The organism is Sphaerisporangium rhizosphaerae (assembly GCF_042665155.1).
Taxonomy (GTDB): domain Bacteria; phylum Actinomycetota; class Actinomycetes; order Streptosporangiales; family Streptosporangiaceae; genus Sphaerisporangium; species Sphaerisporangium rhizosphaerae.
In genome coordinates this window covers 435,463-458,275 of the sequence record NZ_JBHTCG010000001.1, presented here as the reverse complement: position 1 = coordinate 458,275, position 22,813 = coordinate 435,463, and the positions used below count along the sequence as shown (strand labels likewise).

20 protein-coding genes are annotated in these 22,813 nt (G+C 71.9%); 13 read left to right on the top strand and 7 right to left on the bottom strand.

Annotated elements, in window-relative coordinates; translation table 11 throughout:
- Positions 1 to 156 precede the first annotated feature (156 nt).
- The 5 genes from ACFQSB_RS02000 (at position 157) to ACFQSB_RS01980 (ending at position 4,190) form a co-directional block, all read left to right on the top strand.
- Complete coding sequence (locus ACFQSB_RS02000; protein ID WP_380823936.1) at positions 157 to 645, top strand: VOC family protein; 489 nt, start codon at positions 157 to 159, stop codon at positions 643 to 645.
- A gap of 213 nt (positions 646 to 858) precedes the next feature.
- On the top strand, positions 859 to 1,053 hold the full coding sequence (locus tag ACFQSB_RS01995) for a DUF3046 domain-containing protein (RefSeq protein WP_354835151.1): 195 nt from the start codon (positions 859 to 861) through the stop codon (positions 1,051 to 1,053).
- Positions 1,054 to 1,432: 379 nt separating this feature from the next.
- Positions 1,433 to 2,524 carry a recombinase RecA gene (recA, locus tag ACFQSB_RS01990; RefSeq protein WP_380823935.1) on the top strand — a complete coding sequence of 364 codons (1,092 nt, stop codon included), beginning with the start codon at positions 1,433 to 1,435 and terminating at the stop codon, positions 2,522 to 2,524.
- Between the two features lie 105 nt (positions 2,525 to 2,629).
- Positions 2,630 to 3,505, top strand: a complete 876-nt coding sequence (gene recX / locus ACFQSB_RS01985) for a recombination regulator RecX (protein WP_380823934.1) — start codon at positions 2,630 to 2,632, stop codon at positions 3,503 to 3,505.
- 79 nt (positions 3,506 to 3,584) lie between these two features.
- Positions 3,585 to 4,190, top strand: coding sequence for a Uma2 family endonuclease (locus tag ACFQSB_RS01980; RefSeq protein WP_380823933.1), 606 nt, complete (start codon positions 3,585 to 3,587; stop codon positions 4,188 to 4,190).
- Here ACFQSB_RS01980 and ACFQSB_RS01975 read toward each other — a convergent pair.
- Complete coding sequence (locus ACFQSB_RS01975; protein WP_380823932.1) at positions 4,183 to 5,151, bottom strand: TIGR03557 family F420-dependent LLM class oxidoreductase; 969 nt, start codon at positions 5,149 to 5,151, stop codon at positions 4,183 to 4,185. The two genes, ACFQSB_RS01980 and ACFQSB_RS01975, sit on opposite strands and share 8 nt — an antisense overlap.
- Positions 5,152 to 5,606: 455 nt before the next feature.
- On the opposite strand from ACFQSB_RS01975, the gene rny reads away from it, so the two are divergent.
- Positions 5,607 to 7,226, top strand: a complete 1,620-nt coding sequence (gene rny / locus ACFQSB_RS01970; RefSeq protein WP_354835143.1) for a ribonuclease Y — start codon at positions 5,607 to 5,609, stop codon at positions 7,224 to 7,226.
- Positions 7,227 to 7,383: 157 nt separating this feature from the next.
- Here the strand turns inward: rny and ACFQSB_RS01965 are convergent, their stop codons facing one another.
- From ACFQSB_RS01965 to ACFQSB_RS01945, 5 genes are all read right to left on the bottom strand, one after another.
- The gene (locus ACFQSB_RS01965; RefSeq protein ID WP_380823931.1) at positions 7,384 to 9,288 is read right to left on the bottom strand and encodes a S9 family peptidase; all 1,905 of its coding nucleotides are present in this window, start codon (positions 9,286 to 9,288) and stop codon (positions 7,384 to 7,386) included.
- 174 nt (positions 9,289 to 9,462) lie between these two features.
- Positions 9,463 to 10,341, bottom strand: coding sequence for an amino acid ABC transporter permease (locus ACFQSB_RS01960; protein ID WP_380823930.1), 879 nt, complete (start codon positions 10,339 to 10,341; stop codon positions 9,463 to 9,465).
- On the bottom strand, positions 10,338 to 11,021 hold the full coding sequence (locus ACFQSB_RS01955) for an amino acid ABC transporter permease (protein WP_354915475.1): 684 nt from the start codon (positions 11,019 to 11,021) through the stop codon (positions 10,338 to 10,340). Before ACFQSB_RS01955 ends, ACFQSB_RS01960 begins: the two co-directional genes overlap by 4 nt.
- 61 nt (positions 11,022 to 11,082) lie before the next feature.
- Positions 11,083 to 11,940: a glutamate ABC transporter substrate-binding protein gene (locus tag ACFQSB_RS01950; RefSeq protein ID WP_380823929.1), complete on the bottom strand. Its 858-nt coding sequence runs from the start codon at positions 11,938 to 11,940 to the stop codon at positions 11,083 to 11,085.
- 326 nt (positions 11,941 to 12,266) lie between these two features.
- Positions 12,267 to 13,022, bottom strand: coding sequence for an amino acid ABC transporter ATP-binding protein (locus ACFQSB_RS01945; RefSeq protein ID WP_354835133.1), 756 nt, complete (start codon positions 13,020 to 13,022; stop codon positions 12,267 to 12,269).
- A gap of 194 nt (positions 13,023 to 13,216) precedes the next feature.
- On the opposite strand from ACFQSB_RS01945, the gene miaB reads away from it, so the two are divergent.
- On the top strand, positions 13,217 to 14,713 hold the full coding sequence (gene miaB / locus ACFQSB_RS01940) for a tRNA (N6-isopentenyl adenosine(37)-C2)-methylthiotransferase MiaB (RefSeq protein ID WP_380823928.1): 1,497 nt from the start codon (positions 13,217 to 13,219) through the stop codon (positions 14,711 to 14,713).
- Between the two features lie 10 nt (positions 14,714 to 14,723).
- Here the strand turns inward: miaB and ACFQSB_RS01935 are convergent, their stop codons facing one another.
- Complete coding sequence (locus tag ACFQSB_RS01935; RefSeq protein ID WP_380823927.1) at positions 14,724 to 14,987, bottom strand: hypothetical protein; 264 nt, start codon at positions 14,985 to 14,987, stop codon at positions 14,724 to 14,726.
- 891 nt (positions 14,988 to 15,878) lie between these two features.
- Between ACFQSB_RS01935 and ACFQSB_RS01930 the strand changes: the two genes are divergently transcribed.
- From ACFQSB_RS01930 to ACFQSB_RS01905, 6 genes are all read left to right on the top strand, one after another.
- Positions 15,879 to 17,054 (top strand): CAP domain-containing protein, encoded by a 1,176-nt coding sequence (locus tag ACFQSB_RS01930; protein ID WP_380823926.1) that lies wholly within the window; start codon positions 15,879 to 15,881, stop codon positions 17,052 to 17,054.
- A 230-nt stretch (positions 17,055 to 17,284) separates the two neighbouring features.
- Positions 17,285 to 17,983, top strand: coding sequence for a class III extradiol ring-cleavage dioxygenase family protein (locus ACFQSB_RS01925; protein ID WP_380823925.1), 699 nt, complete (start codon positions 17,285 to 17,287; stop codon positions 17,981 to 17,983).
- Positions 17,984 to 18,089: 106 nt separating this feature from the next.
- Positions 18,090 to 18,617, top strand: a complete 528-nt coding sequence (locus ACFQSB_RS01920) for a methylated-DNA--[protein]-cysteine S-methyltransferase (protein ID WP_380823924.1) — start codon at positions 18,090 to 18,092, stop codon at positions 18,615 to 18,617.
- On the top strand, positions 18,617 to 19,540 hold the full coding sequence (gene miaA / locus ACFQSB_RS01915) for a tRNA (adenosine(37)-N6)-dimethylallyltransferase MiaA (protein WP_380823923.1): 924 nt from the start codon (positions 18,617 to 18,619) through the stop codon (positions 19,538 to 19,540). The genes ACFQSB_RS01920 and miaA overlap by 1 nt, the downstream gene beginning before the upstream one ends.
- Before the next feature lie 11 nt (positions 19,541 to 19,551).
- Positions 19,552 to 20,400 (top strand): diaminopimelate epimerase, encoded by an 849-nt coding sequence (gene dapF / locus ACFQSB_RS01910; RefSeq protein ID WP_354915461.1) that lies wholly within the window; start codon positions 19,552 to 19,554, stop codon positions 20,398 to 20,400.
- 97 nt (positions 20,401 to 20,497) lie between these two features.
- Positions 20,498 to 22,786: a tetratricopeptide repeat protein gene (locus ACFQSB_RS01905; RefSeq protein WP_380823922.1), complete on the top strand. Its 2,289-nt coding sequence runs from the start codon at positions 20,498 to 20,500 to the stop codon at positions 22,784 to 22,786.
- Positions 22,787 to 22,813 lie beyond the last annotated feature (27 nt).

Sequence of the window (22,813 nt, the reverse complement as noted above, 5' to 3'; positions counted from 1 at the left end):
CACCGGAGTGAAGTGGTCGAGCGCGGATCCGGTCACCGCTTCATCATGCAACTCGCCACCGACAGAACGCGCCACCCCGTCCGGCCGACGTGCTCACCGGGCCCGCCACGCCGTGCGGGCTTGACATGGCCCACGCCCGGCACGTCATGTGGACCTATGGGCATCGACTACGCGGCCATCGAGGCGACTCGAGAGCGGATCCGCGGGCACTACCTCCAGGCACGACGGCCAGAGAGCAGCGCACGTGGCCTGCACCACTTCGCACTGATCTGTTCAGACGTCGAGCGGACCATCCAGTTCTACCAGGACGTGCTGGAGTTCCCGCTGACGGAGATCTTCGAGAACCGTGACTACAAGGGTTCGAACCACTTCTTCTTCGACATCGGCAACGGCAACCTGCTCGCCTTCTTCGACCTCCCCGGGCTCGACCTCGGGCCGTATCAGGAGGTGCTCGGCGGCCTGCACCACATCGCGATCTCCGTCGAGCGCGGCAAGTGGGAGAGGCTGAGGGAGAAGCTGGACGCCGCCGGGGTGCCCTACCAGGTGGAGAGCGACGCGTCGATCTACTTCCGCGACCCTGACGGGGCGCGCCTGGAACTGCTGGCCGACCCCCTGGGAGAGATGTACGGCTCCCCCGTCCTCTGACCGGCGCGAACACTCCGACCCCCCCACCACGACCGGCGCAGCCAGGCGGAGCCGGCAGACCACAGACGGGCCGGCGGTCCGGGGGACCACGGGCGGGCCGGCGCCTGGAGGACTACGGGCGGGCCGGCGCCCGGCGGGCCACGGGCGGTCCGCCGGCCGGTCCGGAGGCTACGGGCGACGTGGGCACGGCGGGCCGGGGACCATACTGGGACCATGCGCTTGACGGACTTCTGGAGCCGGATGAACCGCCATTTCGGCGAGATGTACGCCGAGTCCTGGGCGCGTGACTACGTCATCGCCGAGTTGGGCGGCCGCACCGTGCTCCAGGCCCTCGCCGACGGCGAGTCCGCCAAGGACGTGTGGCGCGCGGTCTGCGGAGTCACCGACGTCGACTCCCGGCTGCGCTGACCCGACCCGGCTGGGCAGCTGACCGACTCGCGAGCTGCTCCCTCTGGGCTGAGCATGTCGACGACGACCGCGCCGCGCCCACTCCCTCGCGACCGTCGGCCCACCTGGCCGGGCCGAGCCGTCACCAGAGCATCGACTGGGCCCACCCCGCAAGCAGGTGTGCGGCCCAGCATGGCTGCCCACCTCCGTCGCCAGGCCCTGACACAGGTGCCAGTCGGATGAGGACCGTGCCGTTGAGCTGTGATCGAACAGTCGTTCGGCTATATTGGGCATGCCGGCGCCGCCGGCGCCCTGGGCCCGTTCCGGGAAATTGTCGGTGGCACCCCGTAGCTTGCCAGCGACGGAAACGACTTCGACTCACCCTCCAGGGGGGCACTCCATGGCAGCCAACGACCGCGAGAAGGCCCTTGAGACCGCGCTCGCCCAAATCGAGCGGCAGTTCGGCAAGGGCTCTGTCATGCGCCTCGGCGATGACGCCCGAGCTCCCATCGAGGTGATCCCCACCGGGGCCATCGCACTCGATGTCGCTCTCGGCATCGGCGGCTACCCCCGCGGGCGCATCGTCGAGATCTACGGTCCTGAGTCCAGCGGTAAGACCACCGTGGCGCTGCACGCCGTCGCCAACGCCCAGCGGGCCGGCGGCATCGCGGCGTTCATCGACGCCGAGCACGCCCTCGACCCCGAGTACGCCCGCAAGCTCGGCGTCGACACCGACGCCCTGCTGGTCTCCCAGCCCGACACCGGCGAGCAGGCCCTCGAGATCACCGACATGCTGATCCGCTCCGGCGCGATCGACCTCGTGGTCATCGACTCGGTGGCGGCCCTGGTGCCCAAGGCCGAGATCGAGGGCGAGATGGGCGACAGCCACGTCGGCCTGCAGGCCCGCCTCATGTCGCAGGCCCTGCGCAAGGTGGCCGGCGCCCTCAACAACACCAGCACGACCGCCATCTTCATCAACCAGCTCCGCGAGAAGATCGGCGTCATGTTCGGCTCGCCCGAGACCACGACCGGCGGCAAGGCGCTGAAGTTCTACGCCTCCATCCGCCTGGACGTCCGCCGCATCGAGACGCTCAAGGACGGCACCGAGCCGGTCGGCAACCGCACCCGGGTCAAGGTCGTCAAGAACAAGATGGCCCCGCCCTTCCGGGTGGCCGACTTCGACATCCTCTACGGCTTCGGCGTCTCCCGCGAGGGCGGCCTGATCGACATGGGCGTCGAGCACGGCTTCGTCCGCAAGGCCGGCGCCTGGTACACCTACGAGGGCGACCAGCTCGGCCAGGGCAAGGAGAACGCCCGCAACTTCCTGAAGAACAACCCCGACATCGCCAACGAGATCGAGAAGAAGATCAAGGAGAAGCTCGGCGTCGGTCCTCGCCTCGACACCCCGGTCGAGCCCGCGGCGCCTCCGGCCCCCGCCGCTGCCGCCCCGTCCGGGCGCGGCTCCAAGGCGCCCAAGCCGGGCGACGTCTGATCGAGCCGATCCGCCATGCCGATGCCTGATCCGAACCGTCTTGCCATGCCAATGCCTGTTTCGAGCCGATCCGCCACGTCGATGTTCGATCCGAGCTGATCCGCCATGCCCGAGCGCGACGACGAACCCGGCCGGCTACGGCCGGGAGACTGGGGTGCCTGGGTCGAAGACGAGGCGGCCGGCAAGCCCGCCCGCCGTCGCCGCCGAGGCGGCCGAGGCGACCAAGGCGACTTCCCGGCCGGTGACACCGGCGCCCCCCTCTGGGCGCCGGATCCCCACGACGGCTTCCCGTCTCACGGGGGTACCGGTCTCCATGACGGTTCTTCGTCCCATGGGGCACCGGAGAGTGAGGTGTTCGGCGGCCGTCCGGGTGGGCGTTCGGCCCGGGGGCGGGAGGGCTTACGGCGGGACAGGGGGTCGGCTCGGTGGAAGGGGTTCGACGGGCCGGTCGAGGGGTCGCCGGCCGCTGAGGGGCCGGCGGCGGATCCGCAGGCGGTTGCCCGGGCGGTCTGTCTGCGGCTGCTGACGCTGGCGCCCCGCACACGCGCTCAACTCGCCGACGCGCTGCGCAAGCGCGACATTCCCGACGAGGCGGCTGAGGCCGTCCTCGCCCGCTTCTCCGACGTCGGCCTGATCGACGACGAGGCGTTCGCGGAGGCGTGGGTCACCTCACGGCATGCCGGGCGGGGGCTGGCCCGGCGAGCGCTCGCCGCCGAGCTGCGCACCCGGGGCGTGGACGAAGAGACCGTGCGTGACGCCGTCGACCAGCTCGACCCCGACCAGGAGCTGGAGACCGCGCGCCGGCTCGTCGCCCGCAAGCTCTCCGGCACCCGTCACCTCGAACCGGCCGCGCGGGTGCGGCGGCTCGCCGGCATGCTCGCCCGCAAGGGCTATTCCGGCGGCCTCGCCTACCGCGTCGTCCGTGAGGCCCTTGAAGGGGAAGGCCACCCCACGGACGACCTCCCCGACGCCTTCGAGTGACCCGCTGTGGCGGCGGGTGACCTCTCGGGTGTCTTCGAGTGACCCGCTGTCACGATCCGTGGCAGGATGGTAGTGCCACGTGATCGCGCAGGTGGGGAGGAACCAGATGTCGACGGCGCTTCCCGACTGGTTCTATCCGGGGCCGCCCGGCGGCTGGACGGCCGACATGCTCGATCATCTTCCTCCCGGCGCGCCCCGGCACGTCGAACTGATCGATGGATCACTCATCATGATGTCGCCGCAGAGCGCCTTCCACATGCTCATGCTCCGGCTTCTCGAGCGTGAGCTCGACCCGCCCGACGATCTGGTCGTGGCCCGGGAGATGAGCGTGACCCTTGGTCTCCGGCAACGTCCGGAGCCTGACATCCTCCTGGTCAAGCGCACGGCGATGACGAGCCTCGCGACGACGTCGTTCAGGCCGGAGGACGTTCACCTGGTGGTCGAGGTGGTGTCGCCGGAGTCCGCCGAGCGAGACCGCACGACCAAACCGATCAAATACTCCAACGCCGGCATCCGCTTCCTCTGGCGGATCGAGCAGGAAGATGAGGCGCCGGTCGTCTACACCTTCGAGCTGGAGCCGGCCGTGCGGGCTTATGTCCCGACGGGTATCCATCGCAAGCGGCTGCGGACCTCTATCGGGTTCGAGGTGGATGTCGACCTCGATCTCGGGCGGGTGATCAGCTGAGGTCGCGGAGGGCTGGGAGGAGTTCTTTCTCGGCCCAGGCGAGGAACTCGTGCTGGTGGTCCGCGCCGATCTGCACCAGGGCCACGTGGGTGAAGCCGGCGTCGGTGAACTCCTTGACGGCGCGGACGACCGCGTCGACGTCGGAGCCGCACGGGACGTTCTTGGTCACGTCCTCCGGGCGGACGAACTGCGCATAGGCCTCGAAATTCACCGGACCGGGCAGCTCTGACAGCACTTTCCACCCGGCTGAGAACCACTTCCAGAGCCGGTGGGCCCGTTCGGTGGCGGCCTGGACGTCGGTGTCGTAGGAGACCGCGAGCTGGCCGTACACGGGCTTGCCGGCGCCGCCGGTGGCGTGGAAGCGGGACACCAGGTCGGCGTCGGGCTGGACGGCGATGAGCGCGTCGCCGTACTCGGCCGCGAGGTCCACCGACTGCGCCCCCGAGGCGGCGATGCCGACGGGCACCGGCTCGGCGGGCAGGTCGTACAGCTTGGCGGAGTCGATCGTGAAGTGGTCGCCGCGGTAGCTGACGTACTCGCCGCCGAACAGGGCCTGGATGATCTCGATGGCCTCGCCGAACATCTCGTGGCGGATGTTGACCGGCGGCCAGCCCCGCCCGACGACGTGCTCGTTGAGGTGCTCGCCCGCGCCGAGGCCGAGGGTGAACCGCTCGTCCGACAGCGCGCCCATCGTCGCGGCCTTCTGTGCCACCACGGCGGGGTGGTAGCGCATGATCGGGCAGGTGACGTAGGTCATGAAGGGGATGTGCTCGGTGGCGTTCGCCACCGCTCCCAGCACCGACCAGGCGTAAGGGGAGTGGCCCATGTCCTCCAGCCACGGGAAGTAGTGGTCGGAGATGGTCTCGTAGTCGAACCCCGCGCGCTCGGCGGCGACGGCGTCCTCGACGAGCCGCTTGGGCGGTGTCTGCTCGCACATCAGCGAGTAACCGATCTGTACCATGGCCGCCCCATACCCCGGCGTCCCCGGATCGTGCCGGACGCCCGGAAAATCTCCCGAATCGGGTCGAGGACCAGACGGACCACCAAGGAGACCTCCGTCACTCGACAGAAGATCGTTTTCACAACTTACCGCTGCATATCGGGATAAATCCGGCGCAGCGCCGTCGAGCGCCCGTTCCTGTGAGAGGACAAAACTGGCTTGACGGGCGGACTTTGCTTGCTCGTTACCTCTCTGACGCTTAATCTCGACCACAGTGAGGAGTTACTCCGCGCAGTGCGGATTGCCATAACGGTGCACGACGGACGATCAAGACCGATCACACCCAGCGGACCGGCGCCTTGGCGCCGACGCGTTGGACATATTCGTCTGACCAGGATCGCCCGGTCGGGCTGGTCCGTGCTGTGCGTGTAACCCTCGCGTGCTGAAGCTCGCGACGCGAGGAGGGGTGGGCGCGCATGGGTTCGACAGTCGTGATCATGCTGGCGATAGCCGTTGTCCTGCTGGCGCTTGTCGCGATTGTCACGCTCGTCGTGCTGATACGCCGCACCGGTGCCGGCCGGTCCGGCACGCGGGGGCCCACCGCCGAGGAGATCGCCGACGTCCAGTCCGAGCTGGAGCAGGCCCGCCGCGAAGGCGTCGAGATCCGTGTGAAGGCCGAGTCGGACGCCGGGGAGATGCTCCGCCGGGCCGAGGCCGCCGCCGAGGGCGCCCTGCGGATGCGCAAGGAGGTCGAAGATGAGACCCGTTCCCTCAAGCACGAGCTGAAGGAGCTCAGGTCCGACCTCGAGCGCCGCGAGAACCGCCTGGCCGAGCGCGAGCAGCGTCTGGACGAGGAGGCCCGCAGGCAGGCCGAGCGCGGCAGGGAGCTCGCCGAGACCGAGTCCCAGCTCGCCGACCGCCGCGCCGAGCTCGACCACGTCGAGGACAAGCGCCGCGAGGTGCTCGAGCGGGTCGCCGGGCTGACCGCCGATCAGGCCAAGGCCGAGCTGGTGATGACCATCGAGAACCAGGCCAAGCGCGAGGCGGCGCTGATCGTCCGAGAGATCGAGGGCGAGGCCCGCAAAGAGGGCGAGAAGCGCGCCTGCAAGATCGTCACGTTGGCCGTGCAGCGGGTGGCCACCGAGCAGACCGCCGAGTCGGTGGTCAGCGTGCTGCACCTGCCCGGCGACGAGATGAAGGGCCGCATCATCGGCCGCGAGGGTCGCAACATCCGGGCCTTCGAGTCCACCACCGGCGTCAACCTGATCATCGACGACACTCCCGAGGCCGTGCTGCTGTCCTGCTTCGACCCGGTGCGGCGCGAGACGGCGCGGCTCACGCTGGAGAAGCTCGTCCTGGACGGCCGCATCCATCCCCAGCGCATCGAGGAGGCCTACGAGCGCAGCAAGGAGGAGGTCAAGGACCTGTGCGTCCGGGCCGGCGAGGACGCGCTGGTCGAGCTCGGCATCACCGACATGCATCCCGAGCTCATCACCTTGCTCGGCCAGCTCCGCTACCGCACCTCCTACGGGCAGAACGTCCTCAAGCACCTCATCGAGTCGGCGCACATCGCCGGCATCATGGCCTCCGAGCTGCGTCTGGACCCGATGCTGCTCAAGCGGTGCACGGTGCTGCACGACATCGGCAAGGCGCTCACCCACGAGGTCGAGGGCAGCCACGCCCTCATCGGCGCCGAGATCGCCCGGCGCTACGGCGAGCACGAGGACGTCGTGCACGCCATCGAGGCGCACCACAACGAGGTCGAGGTCCGCACGGTCGAGGCGGTGCTGACCCAGGCCGCCGACGCGATCAGCGGCAGCCGTCCCGGCGCGCGCAGGGAGTCGCTGGAGGCCTACGTCAAGCGCCTGGAGCGCCTGGAGGAGATCGCGCAGTCCTACGACGGGGTCGAGAAGGTCTTCGCGATGCAGGCCGGCCGCGAGATCAGGGTCATGGTGCGCCCGGAGGCCATCGACGACATCCAGGCGCAGGTGATCGCCCGCGACGTCGCCAAGCAGGTGGAGGAGGAGCTGACCTACCCGGGTCAGATCCGCATCACCGTCGTCCGCGAGTCGCGCGCCACCGAGTTCGCCCGCTGACCTCGACCGCGCCGGCCTCGACCGCGCCGGCTTTCGCCCGCCGGCCGGGCCGCGGTGATCTGGGCAGTGCCGGCCTCGTGCCCGCTGGCTCCGTGCCCGCCGAACCGGCTCCGCTCACGTGGAGGCCCTGAGACGGGGACGGGCACCGCCGGGAAGGTCAGAGGCGGAACAGGCGCTGATAGAAGGACAGCTCGGCGGCGAGCGCGGCGCTCTTGGTCTCGGCTCTGCGGAACTCGTGCCCCTCGCCCTCGAAGGCCAGGTAGACGCACGGTACCCCGCGCTCGTTCAGCGCGGCCACGAACGCCTCCGACTGCGCCGGCGGCACCACGGGGTCGTCCTGGCCCTGCAGCAGCAGCATCGGGCAGTCGATCTGACCGCTCCGTGCCAGCGGCTCGCGCGAGGCGTAGAGCAGAGGGTCCGCCGGGCCGACGAGCCACTCGGTGTACCGCGACTCGAAGTCGTGCGTCGAGGCGGACAGCGGCCCCAGGGTGCTGACGCCGGCGATCGCCACGCCGCCGCAGAACAGCCCGGAGGAGCAGCAGGCCGCCATGGTGGTCCAGCCGCCCGCGCCGACGCCCCTGACGGCGATGCGGGCCGGGTCGGCGTGCCCGTCCGACAGGAGCCACTCGGCGGCGGCGATGGTGTCCTCCACGTCGATGACGCCCCAGTGGCCCCGCAGCCGGTCGCGGTAGGCGCGGCCGTACCCGGTGGAGCCGCCGTGGTTGACGTCGATGATGCCGATGCCCCTGCTGGTGAAGAACGCCTTGCGCAGGTCCAGGGCCGAGGTGGCGTGGGAGGCGGGGCCCGCGTGGACGAACACCACGTACGGCGGCGCGGCCTCCCCGGCGCTCACCGTGGGGTTGGCGGGCGGGTACACGTAGGCGTGCACCCGCCGTCCCGAACGGCCGCGGATCTCCACCGGCCGGCAGGACGGCAGGTAGGCGGGGTCGGGAAGCGCGCCGGTGTCGCTGCGCACGCTCTCGGCGCGGCCCGTGGCGGTGTCGACCCGCACCACCGACCGGGGCACCCGAGCCCCGTAGGCGACGCCGCACACGGTGGCGCCGTCGGCGCTGAGGCACGGCACCCAGCCGTCGTAGGGCAGGTCGAGGTCGGTGAGGACGCCGCTGCGCGGGTCGAGCACACCGAGCCGCAGGTCGGGCCTGCCGTGTAGAACGGCGAGCCTGCCGTCGGCCAGCACGGCGTACGGGGCGCCGCCGAGCTCGGCGGGCGCCCACGCGAACTCCTCCTCGGCCGGGTAGAGCGGGCGCGGCGCGCCGCCGCCGATCTCGTACAGGTTCCACCACCCCGACCGGTCGGACAGGGCGTACAGCGTGGAGGCGTCCTTCCAGCGGGGGGCGAGCACGGACTCCGCGGCGCCGCCCATGATCTGACGCGAGGCGCCGTCGGCGAGCCGGGTGACCCGCAGCTCGGTGCCGGTCCAGGGCATGCGGGGGTGGTCCCAGCAGATGTAGGCGAGGTGCTCGCCGTCGGGCGAGATGGAGGGAGAGGCGTAGAAGTCGCTGCCCGTGACGCGCTGCCGGGGCTCACCGCCGTCGCGCAGGGGGATCGAGACGATGGACCGCACGACCTTCCCGCCGCCGGCGTGGCGCTCCTGGACGCACCACACCTCGTCGCCGTGCACGGTGAGGTCGGCGTAGCGCAGGGCGGCGGGCGCGTCCGGCTCGGGGGTGATCGCCACCGGCCCGCGCGCCGGCCCGGACTCGTCGTCGCGGACCAGGTAGAGCCGCTGGTCGGCGTGGCCGGCGAACACGACGCCGACCCCGGGCGCCACGGCGTAGGAACGTCCGCCGTACTCGTGGACGCGGGTGCGGGCGTCCCAGGGAGGGCTGAGCAGCTCGCGCCGGGCGCCGCCCGCCGCGTGGTGGACCAGGGTGCGCCGCCCGCCTTCTGTGGGGCGGTCCTCCTCCCACCAGATCTGTCCGGAGTGCGCGGTGGGGTATCCGGGACGCAGTCCGTAGCGGACGACGTCGGCGGTGGAGATCGGCGAGGGCCAGGCACCGAACGGCGACCGCGGGTGCCCGGACGTGCGATCGGGGGGCATAGCCGCATCCTGCCGGAAAACCCCGCTCCGCGTGGCGGCTACGCCACTGATCGTGTTTCACGTATCACCGCAAAGCACGCCGAGGCGGGATGTTTTCCTCCTCCGACGTACCTGGGGCGGAGGAACGCGAACGGCCGGGGTCCGCAGGGGACCCCGGCCGTCGGCGAAGGCGGGTCAGACTCCGGTCTCGACCCCGACGCCGACCGCCGCCGGAGCGGTGACGACGCCCGCGCTCGTACGGCGGCTACGCCTGCTGCGCCGCTCGAGCACGTTGGCGAGGTAGCTCAGCGCCAGGTTGATCGCGATGTACACCAGCGAGATGACGATCGCGCTCGGGATGAGGTTGCCGAAGTTGGCCGGGATCTGCTTGAGCCCGAAGTTGAGCAGTTCCTCGTAGGCGATCACCCAGCCGAGCGCGGTGTCCTTGAGCAGGACGACCATCTGGCTGACGATGGCCGGCATCATCGCCGTGGTGGCCTGCGGCAGCAGGATGAGCCGCATGACGCCGCCCTTGCGCAGCCCGAGGGCGTACCCGGCCTCCGACTGGCCCTTCGGCACGGCCTGGATGCCCGCGCGGAACACCTCGGCCAGCACCGACCCGTTGTACAGCGTCAGGCCGACGACCACGGCGGCGAACGCCGGCACGCTGAGGGTGTAGCCGCTCATGGTCGCCGGCCCGGCCTGGGCGAAGAAGATGAGCAGCAGCAGCGGGATGGCGCGGAAGAACTCCACGACCGCGCCCGCCGGCCTGCGGATCCAGGCATGGTCGGACAGCCTGCCGAGCCCGAAGACGACGCCGAAGACCAGCGCGAGCACGGCCGAGACGATCGCGGCCTGGAGCGTGGCGAGCAGGCCGGGGAGGATCTGCCCGGTCCACACGTCCAGTCGCAGGAACGGCTCCCACAGCCGCCCGGCGAACTGTCCCTTGTCGGCCAGTCCCTTGATCAGCAGGTGAGCGATGCCGAGCACCACGACGGCCGACAGGAGGGTCAGGACGTTGTTGCGCAGCCGGGCCCGGGGGCCGGGGACGTCGAACAGGACGCTCGTGCTCATCGGGCCACCGCCATCCGCTTGGCCAGCCAGCCGAAGAAGAACCCGGTGGGCAGGGTGAGGACCATGTACCCGGCGGCGAACCCGAGGAAGATCGGCAGCGTGCCCCCGTAGTCGTCGAACATCTGCTTCATGACCGCCGACGCCTCGATGTAGCCGGCGACGATCACGATGGTGGTGTTCTTGGTGAGCGCGATCAGGATGCTGCCGAGCGGCGCGATCACCGAGCGGAACGCCTGCGGGAGCACGACCATGCGCAGCGACTGGGTGAAGGTCAGCCCGATGGCGCGGGCGGCCTCCGCCTGGCCGGAGGGCACGGTGTTGATGCCGGCCCGCAGCGCCTCGCAGACGAAAGCGGCGGTGTAGGCCGACAGGCCGAGCGTCGCCCACCAGTAGTAGTTGGTGGCCGAGTCACCCGACAGCGACAGTTGCAGGGTGTCGCTCAGGCCGAGCGCGCACAGCAGCAGCACCAGCGTGAGAGGGGTGTTGCGCAGGGTGTTGACGTAGATCGTCCCGGCGGCGCGGAGCACGGGCGTGGGGGACACCCGCATCGCGACCAGGACCGTGCCGAGGATCAGCGCCAAAATCGCGCTCATCAGGGTCAGGCGGATCGTCGACCAGAAACCGGTGAGGATCGTGCCGAACTGTTCGACGAGGGGGCTGAAGTCGAGAATCGATTCCATCGGGCTCCACCGGAGACGGGGAGCGCCGGTGAGGTGACCTCACCGGCGCGTGGACAGGGGATCAGCTGCAGCCCTCGGCAGGCGGCGCGCCGGTCGCGGTGAACTTCAGACCGGTGCCCGAGAAGTGCTTGTCGAACAGCTTCTGGATCGTCCCGTCGGAGTACATCTCGGTGATGGCTTTGTTGACGGCCTCGCAGGTCTCCTTGTCGCCCTTCTTCAGGCCGACGCCGTACTTCTCGTCGGTGAACGGGGCGCCGGTGACCTTGAGCGAGGAGCCCTCGCGCTTGGCGTAGCCGGCGAGGATCATGTCGTCGGTGGTCACCGCGTCGATCGCGTTGCCCTTGAGCTTGGTGATGCACTCGTCGTAGGCGCCGGCCGGGACGAGCTGGACGTCGACCTTCTTGTTCTCCTTGTTGGTGCCCTCGGCGATGTTCTTCCAGGAGTTGGAGCCGCTGACCTGGCAGATGCGCTTGCCCTTGAGGGTGTCCAGGGAGTTGATCGAGGAGTCGTCGGCGCGCACCAGCGTGTCCTGGTGGGCGACGTAGAACGGGCCGGCGAAGGTCACCTTGGGCTTGCGCGCCTCGGTGATCGAGTAGGTGGCGACGATCAGGTCGACCTGGCCCTGCTGCAGGAAGGTCTCGCGGTTGGCCGAACGCGCCTCCTTCCAGGTGATGCCCTCCGGCGGGACGCCGAGCTTGCCGGCCAGGTAGGTGGCCACGTCGACGTCGAAGCCCTCGACCGTGCCGTCCGGCTTCTTCAGGCCCATGCCCGGCTGGTCGTACTTGACGCCGATGGTGAGCTTCTTGTCGTCCTTGGCCTTCTGGAGAGCCGTCGTCGGGCCGCTGTTGCCGCAGGCGGCGAGGCTGCCGGCCAGTGCCGCGGCGGACAGGAGCAGGGCCCCGAACCGTCGTGAACGCATATGCGTGTACCTCAGCTTTCTTGGTGACGTGCGTAACAGCGTGACGAGCGCGACGTGCGACGTGCGACGTGCGTGACCTGCGAAGAGCGTGACGTGCGAACAGCGTGACCTGCGGTGTTCCAGGTGCGGAACGGCGTGACCGGCGGTGCGTGCGGACGAGCGGTTCTCGCACGGGCGACGTGCGGACGGACGGCCTTCCTCGCCCCACCTTGCCGACCCGTGATCGCGAGACGTTAGGTGCTCGCTCGGGCGATCTTGGAGTGCGGCGGCGCGGCGGCCCCGTGCCGCCTGCCGTTCGGGCCGCCCGTGCGCGTCCACGGCCCAGGTCAGTGTGTCAGGATCTTGGACAGGAAGTCCTTGGCCCTGTCCGTGCGGGCATTAGTGAAGAACTCGTCGGGGGTGTTCTCCTCCACGATCTGGCCCTCGGCCATGAACACGACGCGGTTGGCGGCCCGGCGGGCGAAGCCCATCTCGTGGGTGACCACCACCATCGTCATGCCCTCGCGCGCGAGCTCGATCATGACGTCGAGCACCTCCTGGACCATCTCGGGGTCCAGGGCGGAGGTGGGCTCGTCGAACAGGATCATCTTGGGGTCCATCGCCAGCGCGCGGGCGATGGCCACCCGCTGCTGCTGGCCGCCCGAGAGCTGGGCGGGGTACTTGCCCGCCTGGCTGGCGATGCCCACCCGTTCGAGCAGTTCCATGCCGCGCTTCTCGGCCTGCTCGCGCGGCACGCCCCTGACCTTGACCGGGCCGAGGGTGACGTTCTCGAGGATCGTCTTGTGCGCGAACAGGTTGAAGGACTGGAACACCATCCCGACGTCGGATCTCAGCCGGGCCAGCGCCTTCCCCTCGGAGGGCAGCGGCTGCCCGTCGAAGACGATCGTGCCCGAGTCGATGGTCTCCAGCCTGTTGATGGCGCGGCACAGCGTCGACTTCCCGCCCCCGGAAGGGCCGATCACCACGACGACCTCCCCCCGGGAGACCGTCAGGTTGATGTCCCTGAGCACGTGCAGGGCACCGAAGTTCTTGTTGACGTTCTCGACTCTGACGAGAGGAGTCGCGTCCCCGTTGTCCTCCATGGTGGACAACGTAAGTGGTCCGGGGCACTGGTCACTAACCAGGCGGTACCGATCGCATCACGGCCTGGTCACGACGGGACGCCCCGGCGGATGGAACGATTCATCAGGCACGGGGACGCCGGCCGCCTGCGAGGCGGCGCCGGGGCGCTCCGCGTGCGCGCGGCCGCGAGGAGCGCCTACCCTTGTCTGTTGAGATGACTGTCACCGAGGAGCGCACCCGCACGTACGAGGTCATCACGTACGGGTGCCAGATGAACGTCCACGACTCAGAGCGGCTCTCCGGCCTGCTGGAGGACGCCGGGTACGTCCGCCCGGGCGAGGGCGAGACGGCCGACGTGGTCGTGTTCAACACCTGCGCCGTGCGCGAGAACGCCGACAACCGGCTGTACGGCAACCTCGGCCATCTGCGGCCGGCCAAGATGCGCAACCCGGGCATGCAGATCGCCGTGGGAGGCTGCCTGGCGCAGAAGGACCAGGGCGAGATCGTCCGCAAGGCCCCGTGGGTCGACGTGGTCTTCGGCACCCATAACATCGGTTCGCTGCCGGTGCTGCTCGAACGGGCCCGCATCGCGCAGGAGGCCCAGGTCGAGATCAAGGAGTCGCTCGAGGTCTTCCCGAGCACCCTGCCGACCAAGCGCGAGTCGCCCTACGCCGCGTGGGTGTCCGTCTCGGTCGGGTGCAACAACACCTGCACTTTCTGCATCGTCCCGGCGCTGCGCGGCAAGGAGAAGGACCGCCGCCCCGGCGACGTCCTCGGCGAGGTGCGCTCCCTGGTCGACCTCGGCGTCCTTGAGGTCACGCTCCTCGGGCAGAACGTCAACACCTACGGGGTGGAGTTCGGCGACCGGCTCGCCTTCGGCAAGCTGCTGCGCGCCTGCGGCGACGTCGAGGGCCTGGAGCGGGTGCGCTTCACCTCCCCGCACCCTGCGGCCTTCACCGACGACGTCATCGCCGCCATGGCCGAGACGCCGAACGTCATGCACCAGCTCCACATGCCGCTGCAGTCGGGCTCCGACCGCGTGCTGAAGGCCATGCGCCGCTCCTACCGGGCCGAGCGCTACCTCGGCATCATCGAGCGGGTGCGCGCCGCCATGCCGGACGCCGCGATCTCCACCGACATCATCGTCGGCTTCCCCGGCGAGACCGAGGAGGACTTCCAGGCCACCCTGGACGTCGTCCGCGCCTCGCGCTTCGCCAACGCCTTCACCTTCCAGTACTCCATCCGGCCGGGCACCCCTGCGGCCACCATGGACGGCCAGGTGCCCAAGGAGGTCGTCCAGGAGCGCTACGAGCGGCTGGTCGCCCTGCAGAACGACATCTCGTGGGCCGAGAACAAGGCCCAGGTGGGGCGCACCCTGGAGGTGCTGGTCGCCGAGGGCGAGGGCCGCAAGGACGAGGCGACGCAGCGCATGTCCGGCCGCGCGCCCGACAACCGCCTGGTGCACTTCGTGCCCACCCTGCGTGACGGTGGCGCCGACGCCGCTCCGCCGCGGCCGGGGGACATGGTCACCGTCGAGGTCACCTACGCCGCGCCGCACCACCTGGTGGCCGACGGCCCCGCGCTGGGGCTGAGGCGCACGCGCGCCGGCGACGCGTGGGAGGCCAGAGAGAGCGCGGCCTGCGGCACCGGCGGCGGCGCGAGCGGCCCGGGCACGGTGTCGCTCGGCATGCCCTCACTCCGCCGCGCCTGACCGAGCCCGTTCACCCCACCTCCACGACGATCAACACCGCGTCCTCGCCGGTCCCCGGCACGCGCTCCGCGGGCACGTCGGCGCCTTCCCCGCCTTGCGTGAGCGCCTCGGCGCCGTTCTCGCGTTGTGTGGGTACGCCGCCGTACTCGCCTTGTGTGGGTACGCCGGCGCCTCGCATGTCCTCTGTGGGCGTCGCGGTGTTCCGTGTGCCTTCCTCGGGCGCCGGGGCGTCGTCCGCCCGTGCCTGAGTTGACGGGCCGGCCGTGCCGGCCATGCCGTGGATGAGGCGTTCGCAGTAGTCCCTGCGGAAGTCGGTGAAGGTGGCGCAGGGGTTCGGCGTCCGGCGGGCGGGCCCGCCGGGCTTCTCGGGTCCGCCGGGACGGCGGGGCGGAGGCGCCGGCGCCGGGGTGGGCGCGGGGCGGGCTCGTGAGTCCGTGGGCGGTTCTGGCTGGTCGCGGTGCTCGGGGGGTGCGCTCGGGCGCCGGGACGCGGGCGGCGCGGGCGGCGCGGGGCGGGGAGGTCGCCGGGCCCCCGGTGGAGGTTTGGGACGGTCCACGAGCTCCAGGGGGCCGGGGCGCCGGTCGGGGAGCCGCCCTCCGTCCGTCACCGGGCGCCCGCGACGGCGCCCGCCATGCCTTCCCGACGGGCCGCCCTCAGCCCGGGCTCCGTCGCCGCGCCGGCTCGTCTCGGGGGCGCGCCCGTCTTCGGCCGCCGGCGGCCGTCCGGGGGGCGGCATCGCCTCGGTCCATCCGCGCTCGGGCGCGCTCGGCCGCGGTCCGGGGGAGACGGACGGCGGCTGACCTCGTCTTTCCCGGTGTTCGAATAATCCGCCGAGCGCGGCGCGCTCACCCGGACCCGTCCCGGAGCCCGGACGGGGTGTCGGGACGGCCTGCGCGCGCACTGACCGGGAAGCCGGATCAGGCGGTGCCGCCGAGGATCCCGGCGCGCAGGCGCCGGTACCGAGGATCACGCCGAGCCCCAGCAATCCGAAGATCACCGCCACGCCGCCGCGCGGCGTCACAGTTCGACATGAGATCGGTCCAAGTGATGACAAGTCGTGATTCTTCCGTGATTGAGGTGCGGTAATTCGTCCTATGGGGCTAGTGTGACGACCGCCCGCGGAAGCCGGAGTGCTTTCCCCCCGATAGGCCGCAGGAGTCACCACATGGATCGGCACGACCATCCGTCGCCGGGCCGCTACAACGAGTCCAGCTCTGCACTGCCCCCCGAGTACCTCTCGTCCGAGCCCCCCTCCCCATCGGGCTCCCGGAAGCGCACCCTCGCCATCTGCGCCGCGGCGGCCGTGCTCGCCGCCGCCGTCACCGCCGGAGGGGTCATCACGCTGACCGGCGGGTCCGAGCCGGTGAGCCAGCGCTCGTCCGAGCAGGGACCGGGCTCCGGCGACGTCGCGGCTGCCGGGGACGACGCTGCGGACGACTCGGCGGACGACGCCACCTCGGACGACGCGTCCGACGGCGACGCCTCCTCGGGCGACGGCGGTTCGCCGGGTTCGACCGGTTCGGGCGGCGGTGCCGACGGCTCCGCCGGCTCCGGACAGGCCGACGAGGGCGGCACGCAGTCCGCGCCGCACGCCGACCAGGCCGAGCCGGTCGGAAAGGTCGAGACCAAGCAGAAGATGACCGGCCAGACCGGCACGAAGACCGATCAGCAGGCCGAAGGCCAGAGCGGCGGCCCCGGCCCGGACGGTCCGGCGGGCTACGTCGAGCCCTACCCGCAGCAGCCAGGACGGTCAGCGGGGCTCGGCGACGACCCCGGTCCCGGGCCGTCCGCGTCGCCGTCGGCCAAGCCTTCGGCGTCGCCGTCCGCGAAGCCCTCGTCCAAGCCCTCGACCAAGCCGTCCCCCCGGCCCTCTCCCCGGCCCCCCGCCAAGCCGTCTCCCCGGCCGACGCCGAAGCCGTCGAAGAGCCCGACCAAGTCGACGGGCGGGTCCTCGTCGGTCGTGGCCGCCGAGAACGAGGTGGCGCGCCTGACGAACGCCGCCAGGCAGGAGCAGGGCTGCGGCCCGCTGCGCATCGACGAGCACCTGCGGGCGGCCGCCCGCGGCCACTCCGACGACATGGCGGCCAAGGGGTACTTCGACCACACCTCGGCCGACGGGCGCTCTCCGTGGGACCGCATCAAGGCGGCCGGCTACAGCTCCAACATGTTCGCCGAGAACATCGCGCGCGGCCAGGCCACGCCGGCGGCCGTGGTGCAGGGCTGGCTGAACAGCCCCGGTCACCGCGCCAACATCATGAACTGCAAGCTCAAGGCCATCGGCGTGGGCGTGCACTTCGGCAGTGGCGGCCCCTGGTGGACCCAGGACTTCGGCGGCACCTGATCCCCGGCCGCCGACGCCCGTGACGGGCCGGCCGGGTTCCCCACGGACCCGGCCGGCCCGTCCGTGTTCTCCCGCGCGACGCCGGCCCGTCCTCGGCCTGCTGTGATCCCGCCGGGCGTGACCGGCCCGTCCGCGTCGCGTGTCAGGGCCGGTCCGGATCCCCGACGGACCTGCCGGCCCGTGTGTGCCCCGGCGCTCGCTCGGTGGACGGGCGGGGCTAGCCTGATCTTGTGCTCGTCGCCGCGGCCGTGTGCCCGCATCCTCCGCTGATCGCGCCCGAACTCGCGGGCGCGGCCGCGCCGGAGCTGGACGGGCTCCGGGAGGCGTGCGTGTCGGCGCTCCGGTCGCTCGCCGAGGCGGCGCCGGACGTGCTCATCGCCGTCGGCGCCGCCGAGGAGATCGCCGAGCCGGTCGCGTACGGCCCGGACGCCGCGGGAAGCCTCGCCCCCTGGGGCGCCGACGTCCGCACCGGCGCCGGGACGCCCGTCCTGCCGCTGTCGCTGACCGTCGGCCGGCTGCTCGCCGACCTGGCCGGCGCCGGCCCGGTGGCCGGGTACCAGGCGGTGCCCTCCGGATCCTCGCCGCAGGAGTGCCTGCGCGCGGGCGCGGAGCTGGCGGGACGGGCCGGGCGGGTGGGCCTGCTGGTCATGGGCGACGGCTCGGCCAAGCTGACCGTCAAGTCCCCGGGCTACCATGATCCACGCGCCGAGGCCTACGACGAGGCGCTCGCGCGGGCACTCTGCGGCGCGGACGCCCGGGCCCTGGCCGCGCTGGACGCCGCCGAGGCGGCCGAGCTGTGGGTGGCGGGGCGGGCGGCGTTCCAGGTGCTCGCCGGTGCGGCCGGGGAGGCCCGGCCGCGCGGGGAGCTGCTCTACCACGACGCCCCCTACGGCGTCGGATACCTGGTGGCCCGCTGGAGCCTCGGGTAGGCCGTCCCTCCGATCGGGACGAGGGCGCCTCCGAGTGTGGTTACGGTGAAGACAGGGGGACGGCGAGGGCCGTTCCCGCGACCGACGCGCGGATGGACATGATCGAATGGTAGACGTCGCCTTCGGCAGCGTGCCGACACCGCTCGGTGACGTGCTGGCGGCCCTCACCTCGGACGGCGTGGCGGCCACGGCCTTCCAGGACGGCGACCGGGTCCGCCGTGAGATCCTCGACCGGCTCGGCGCCCGCGCGGTGGACGACCCCGGCCGCACCGCCCTTGCCCGCGAGGAGCTGGCCGCCTACTTCGCCGGGCGGCTCACCGGGTTCACGGTTCCGGTCGACTGGCGCCTGATGTCCGCGCTCCAGCGGCGCGTGCTCGGCACGCTGTACCAGAGCGTCGCCTACGGGAAGGTGACGACGTACGGCGAGCTGGCGGTGAGCAGCGGCGCGGGCGTCCCGGCCCGCGCCATCGGGTCGGTCATGGGAAGCAACCCCATCCCGATCATCGTGCCGTGCCATCGCGTCGTCGCGGGCAACGGCCTGGGCGGGTTCAGCGGCGGTGACGGCGTCGACTCCAAGCGCTGGCTGCTGACCCTCGAAGGCCATCTCCCGCCCACCCTCGACTGGGAGCTGTGATGAACGGCGAGCGGCGGCGCGGGCGTCCTCCGGTGGTGGCGGTCGTCGGGCCGACCGCGGCGGGCAAGTCCGACCTGGCCGTGGACCTGGCCCTGCGCCTGGGCGGCGAGGCGGTCAACGCCGACTCCATGCAGCTCTACCGCGGCATGGACATCGGGACGGCCAAGCTCACCCTCGCCGAGCGGCGCGGCGTCCCGCACCACCTGCTGGACGTCTGGGACATCACCGAGACGGCCAGCGTGGCCGAGTACCAGAGCATGGCCCGCCCGCTGATCGACGCCATGGTGGCCAGGGGCACGGTGCCGGTCCTGGTGGGCGGCTCCGGGCTGTACGTGCGGGCGGCCCTGGACGACCTGCGCTTCCCCGGCACCGACCCGGGCATCCGCGCCAGGCTGGAGGCCGAGCTGGCCGAGGCCGGCCCTGAGGCGCTCCACCAGCGACTGAAAGAACGCGACCCGGTCGCCGCCGAGGCCGTGCTCGCGAGCAACGGCCGGCGCATCGTGCGCGCCCTTGAGGTCATCGAGCTGTCCGGGCAGCCGTTCTCGGCCACGATGCCCTCCTACGACGCGGTGTACGAAAGCGTGCAGATCGGGGTCGAGGTGCCGCGGCCGGTGCTGGACGAGCGCATCGCGCTCCGCGTGGACCGCATGTGGGCGGCCGGGCTGGTCGAGGAGGTCAGGACGCTGGCCGCGCGGGGGCTCCCCGAGTGCCGTACGGCCGGCCGTGCCCTCGGCTACGCGCAGGTGCTGCGGTTCCTCGACGGAGAGTGGACCGAGGAGCAGGCCCGCGAGGAGACCGTCAGGGCCACCCGGCGGTTCGCCCGGCGCCAGCAGTCGTGGTTCCGGCGCGACCCCCGCGTCGTCTGGCTGCCCTTCGACGCCCCGGACCTGCTGGAACGATCGCTGGCCCTCGTCGGGGCGTAGGATGTGGTGACATGCGCTTCGTCAAGGGCCACGGCACCCAGAACGACTTCGTCATCCTCCCCGACCGTGACGGCGGGCTCGATCTGCACGCCCCGTTGATCGCCGAGCTGTGCGACCGGCGGGCCGGCATCGGCGGCGGCGACGGCGTCCTGCGGGTGGTGCCGGTCAAGCTGAGCCCCGAGGCCGTGCAGATCGCCGAGCGCGCCCGCGAGGCCGGCGCCCCCACCACCGCCGAGTGGTTCATGGACTACCGCAACGCCGACGGCAGCATGGCCGAGATGTGCGGCAACGGCCTGCGGGTCTTCGCGCGCTACCTCGTGGACGCCGGCCTGGCCGATCCGGGCGAGTTCGACGTCGTCACCCGGGCGGGCGTGCGCCGCGTAAGGCTCGACCGCGAGGGCGACGTCACCGTCGACATGGGCATGCCCAAGGTGCTCGGCGAGAGCAAGGCCGGCATCGGCCTCAAGGAGTACGACGGGCTCGTCATCGACATGGGCAACCCCCATCTGGCCTGCGTCACCGGCGAGCCGGTCACCCAGCTCGACCTGTCGGCCCCGCCGGCGTTCGACCCGGCGGTGTTCCCCCAGGGCGTCAACGTCGAACTGCTCAACGCGGTGGGGGAGCGCCGGGTCGTCATGCGGGTCTACGAGCGCGGCTCCGGCGAGACGCCGTCCTGCGGCACCGGCGCGGTGGCGGCGGCGGTCGCGGCGGCCCGGCTCGGCGGCGACCCGCTGGGCACCTGGGCGGTCGAGGTTCCCGGCGGCCTGCTGTCGGTGACGCTCACAGAGAACACCAGCCTGCTGACCGGCCCGGCCGTCCTGGTGGCCTCCGGCGACATCCCCGCCGCTCACCTCCTCTGACACCGGCCGCCCGCCCGGCGGGGCGCGCGGCGAGTTATCCCCACCGCACCGCCCGCATGTTTGGGACATGCTCTGTGAACTGGCAGACTGACCTGCCATGGACGTGGACATCTGGGCCTGGGTCGCAGACACCCAGCGGCAACTGCACGAAGCGGGGAACACCGGGCTGGCGATCGCGCTGGGTGACCTGCCCGCGCAGGCTTTCGAGGGCCGGTACGCCCAGCTCGACGTGATGGCGCCGGCGGTGGCCCAGCAGGCGGAGACGCTGGAGTTGCCCTGGCTGGAGCTGTTCGCCCGCCACTGGCACCTGGTGAGCCGCATCGGCGACCGCGCCCAGGGCGCGGCCGCCCTCGGCGACGCCGAGGCGCTGGTCGAGTTCGCGCACCGTGAGGACACCAAAGAGTGTCCCTCCGTTCCGGCCGCCATCGAGGCGCTGGCCGTCGCCCAGGCCAACACCGACGGCCCCGGGTACGCCGCCGAGCGCCTGGCCGCGCTGGGCGCCGCGCTCGACGGCCTGCGGCCCGACTCCCCGGCCTATTGCGGGCTGGTCACCCAGTACATCGCGGCGCTGGCCGACAAGGGCGAGGTCGAGCAGGCCGTCACCTACTACGAGTCCGCCGTTGCCGGGCGCAGGAGCGCCGACGGGCAGGTGAGCTGGGAGCTCGCGGCCGCGGGTGTGCGGGCCCTGCTCGCCGCCGGCCGCACCATGGAGGCGCTCACCGAGCTCGACGCCGCCAAGGAGTTCCCGGCGGACGACCCGGTGGCGAAGGACCACCGCGAGGGGGTGCTGCGCGCGCTGGTGCTGGCCTCGGCGGGCCGCAAGGCCGAGGGGCTGGAGGCCCTTCCCGACCTGGACGTGGTCGGCGAGCACCCGCGCGACTGGGTCGAGTGGGCCAGGGCCGTCCGCCTGCTCGACGGGGTGATCAGCAACACCTGGCAGCTCGGCCGGGTGCTGCGTCAGTGGATGTCCTACTTCGAGGCGATGGGCGTGCACCGCGGGCGGGTCGAGCTGGCGCTCATCGCCGGAGAACTGGCCGTGGCCCGTCAGGGCGTCTGGCAGGTCCGCGCGCTCGCCGACCTCGCCGAGGCGTGGCTGGGCGACCTGCGCGTCACCGAAGGGCTGCCCGAGCGGGTGGCCGCTCTGCGCTCCGCGGCCGACGCCGCCGTGCCGCCCCCGCCGCCGGGCCCGCAGCCCGAGCTGGTCGCCTACTTCGACGCCGCCGACGGCCACAACGCCGACCCCGAGCGCTGGGTCGGCTGGCTGTGGCCGCTGTCCGGCACCGACCTGGAGGCCACCCGCCGGCACACCACCACCCTCGGCTTCCTCGGGTACGCGCCGCTGGGCGCCGACATCCTGTGGAAGACGATCGTCGATGACGCCGACCCGGCCGCCGCGGACGACGAGGACGTCGCCTACCTCACCGGTGTGCTGATCGAGGCCGAGCAGGACGAGCGGCTCGAGCGCTTCGCGGCCATGCTGCCCCCGGCCTCGTCCCACCTGGCGCTTTCCCGTCTGCACCGGGCGCGCGAGCGCTGGGCCGAGACCGCGGCGGAGGCCGAGCAGTCGCTCTCCTCCGGCGCGCAGGGCGCGGTCGCGCTGGAGGCCCGCCGGCTGCTCGCCGGGGCCGCCCAGCAGCTCGGGGACAACGTCAAGGGCGCGGCCATCCTGCGCGAGCTGGTCGAGTCCGACGCCGGCGAGGAGGAGGACGTCTGGCGCATGATCGTCATGGCGACCGCCTCGGAAGACTGGGCGCTCGTGCGCGAGGGCGCGGCCAAGCTCGGCATGCCGATCGAGTCCGCCGAGGGCCCCATCGAGGAAGAGTGGCACCTGGTCCGGGTCGTCCTGCCCGTCTCCGACGGCAGCCGCCGCGAGGTGCTCTCGGTGCGCACCGGTCCGGCCACCGCACGGCTGCTCATCCCGCAGCCCCGCGGCATGGACTACAACGCCGGCGACATCGTGGTCATCGACCCGCGCCCGCTGGAGCCGGTGCCCGACAACGCCGAGGAGCAGGAGAACTACGTCATCCCGTTCGCCGGCGTGTCGATGCTGCGCCCGGGCGGCTACACCAGCTGGTTCTTCGACGGCGCCGCCCCGAGCGAGGAAGACTGGACCGAGTTCAACGAGGTCCTGGCCGAGCGCGGCTGGCCCATGTGGGTCTACAGCGACGAGAACTACTCGGTCACCCACCCCTCCAGCGGCGAGCGCCTCCAGGGCGTCTACGGCTGGATCGCCGTGCCGCCGGGGGTCGAGGCGGTCGAGCTCGACGCCCTGCTCGACGACGCCACCGAGCGCTGGAGCCACCCTCTGGCCTGGCTCGACCTGGCCAGGAGCGCCGGCATCGAGGTCGAGCGCCACGAGCGCATCACCAAGGAGTACGGGCTCTGACCCATCGCGGCGCCGGACCTGCGGTGG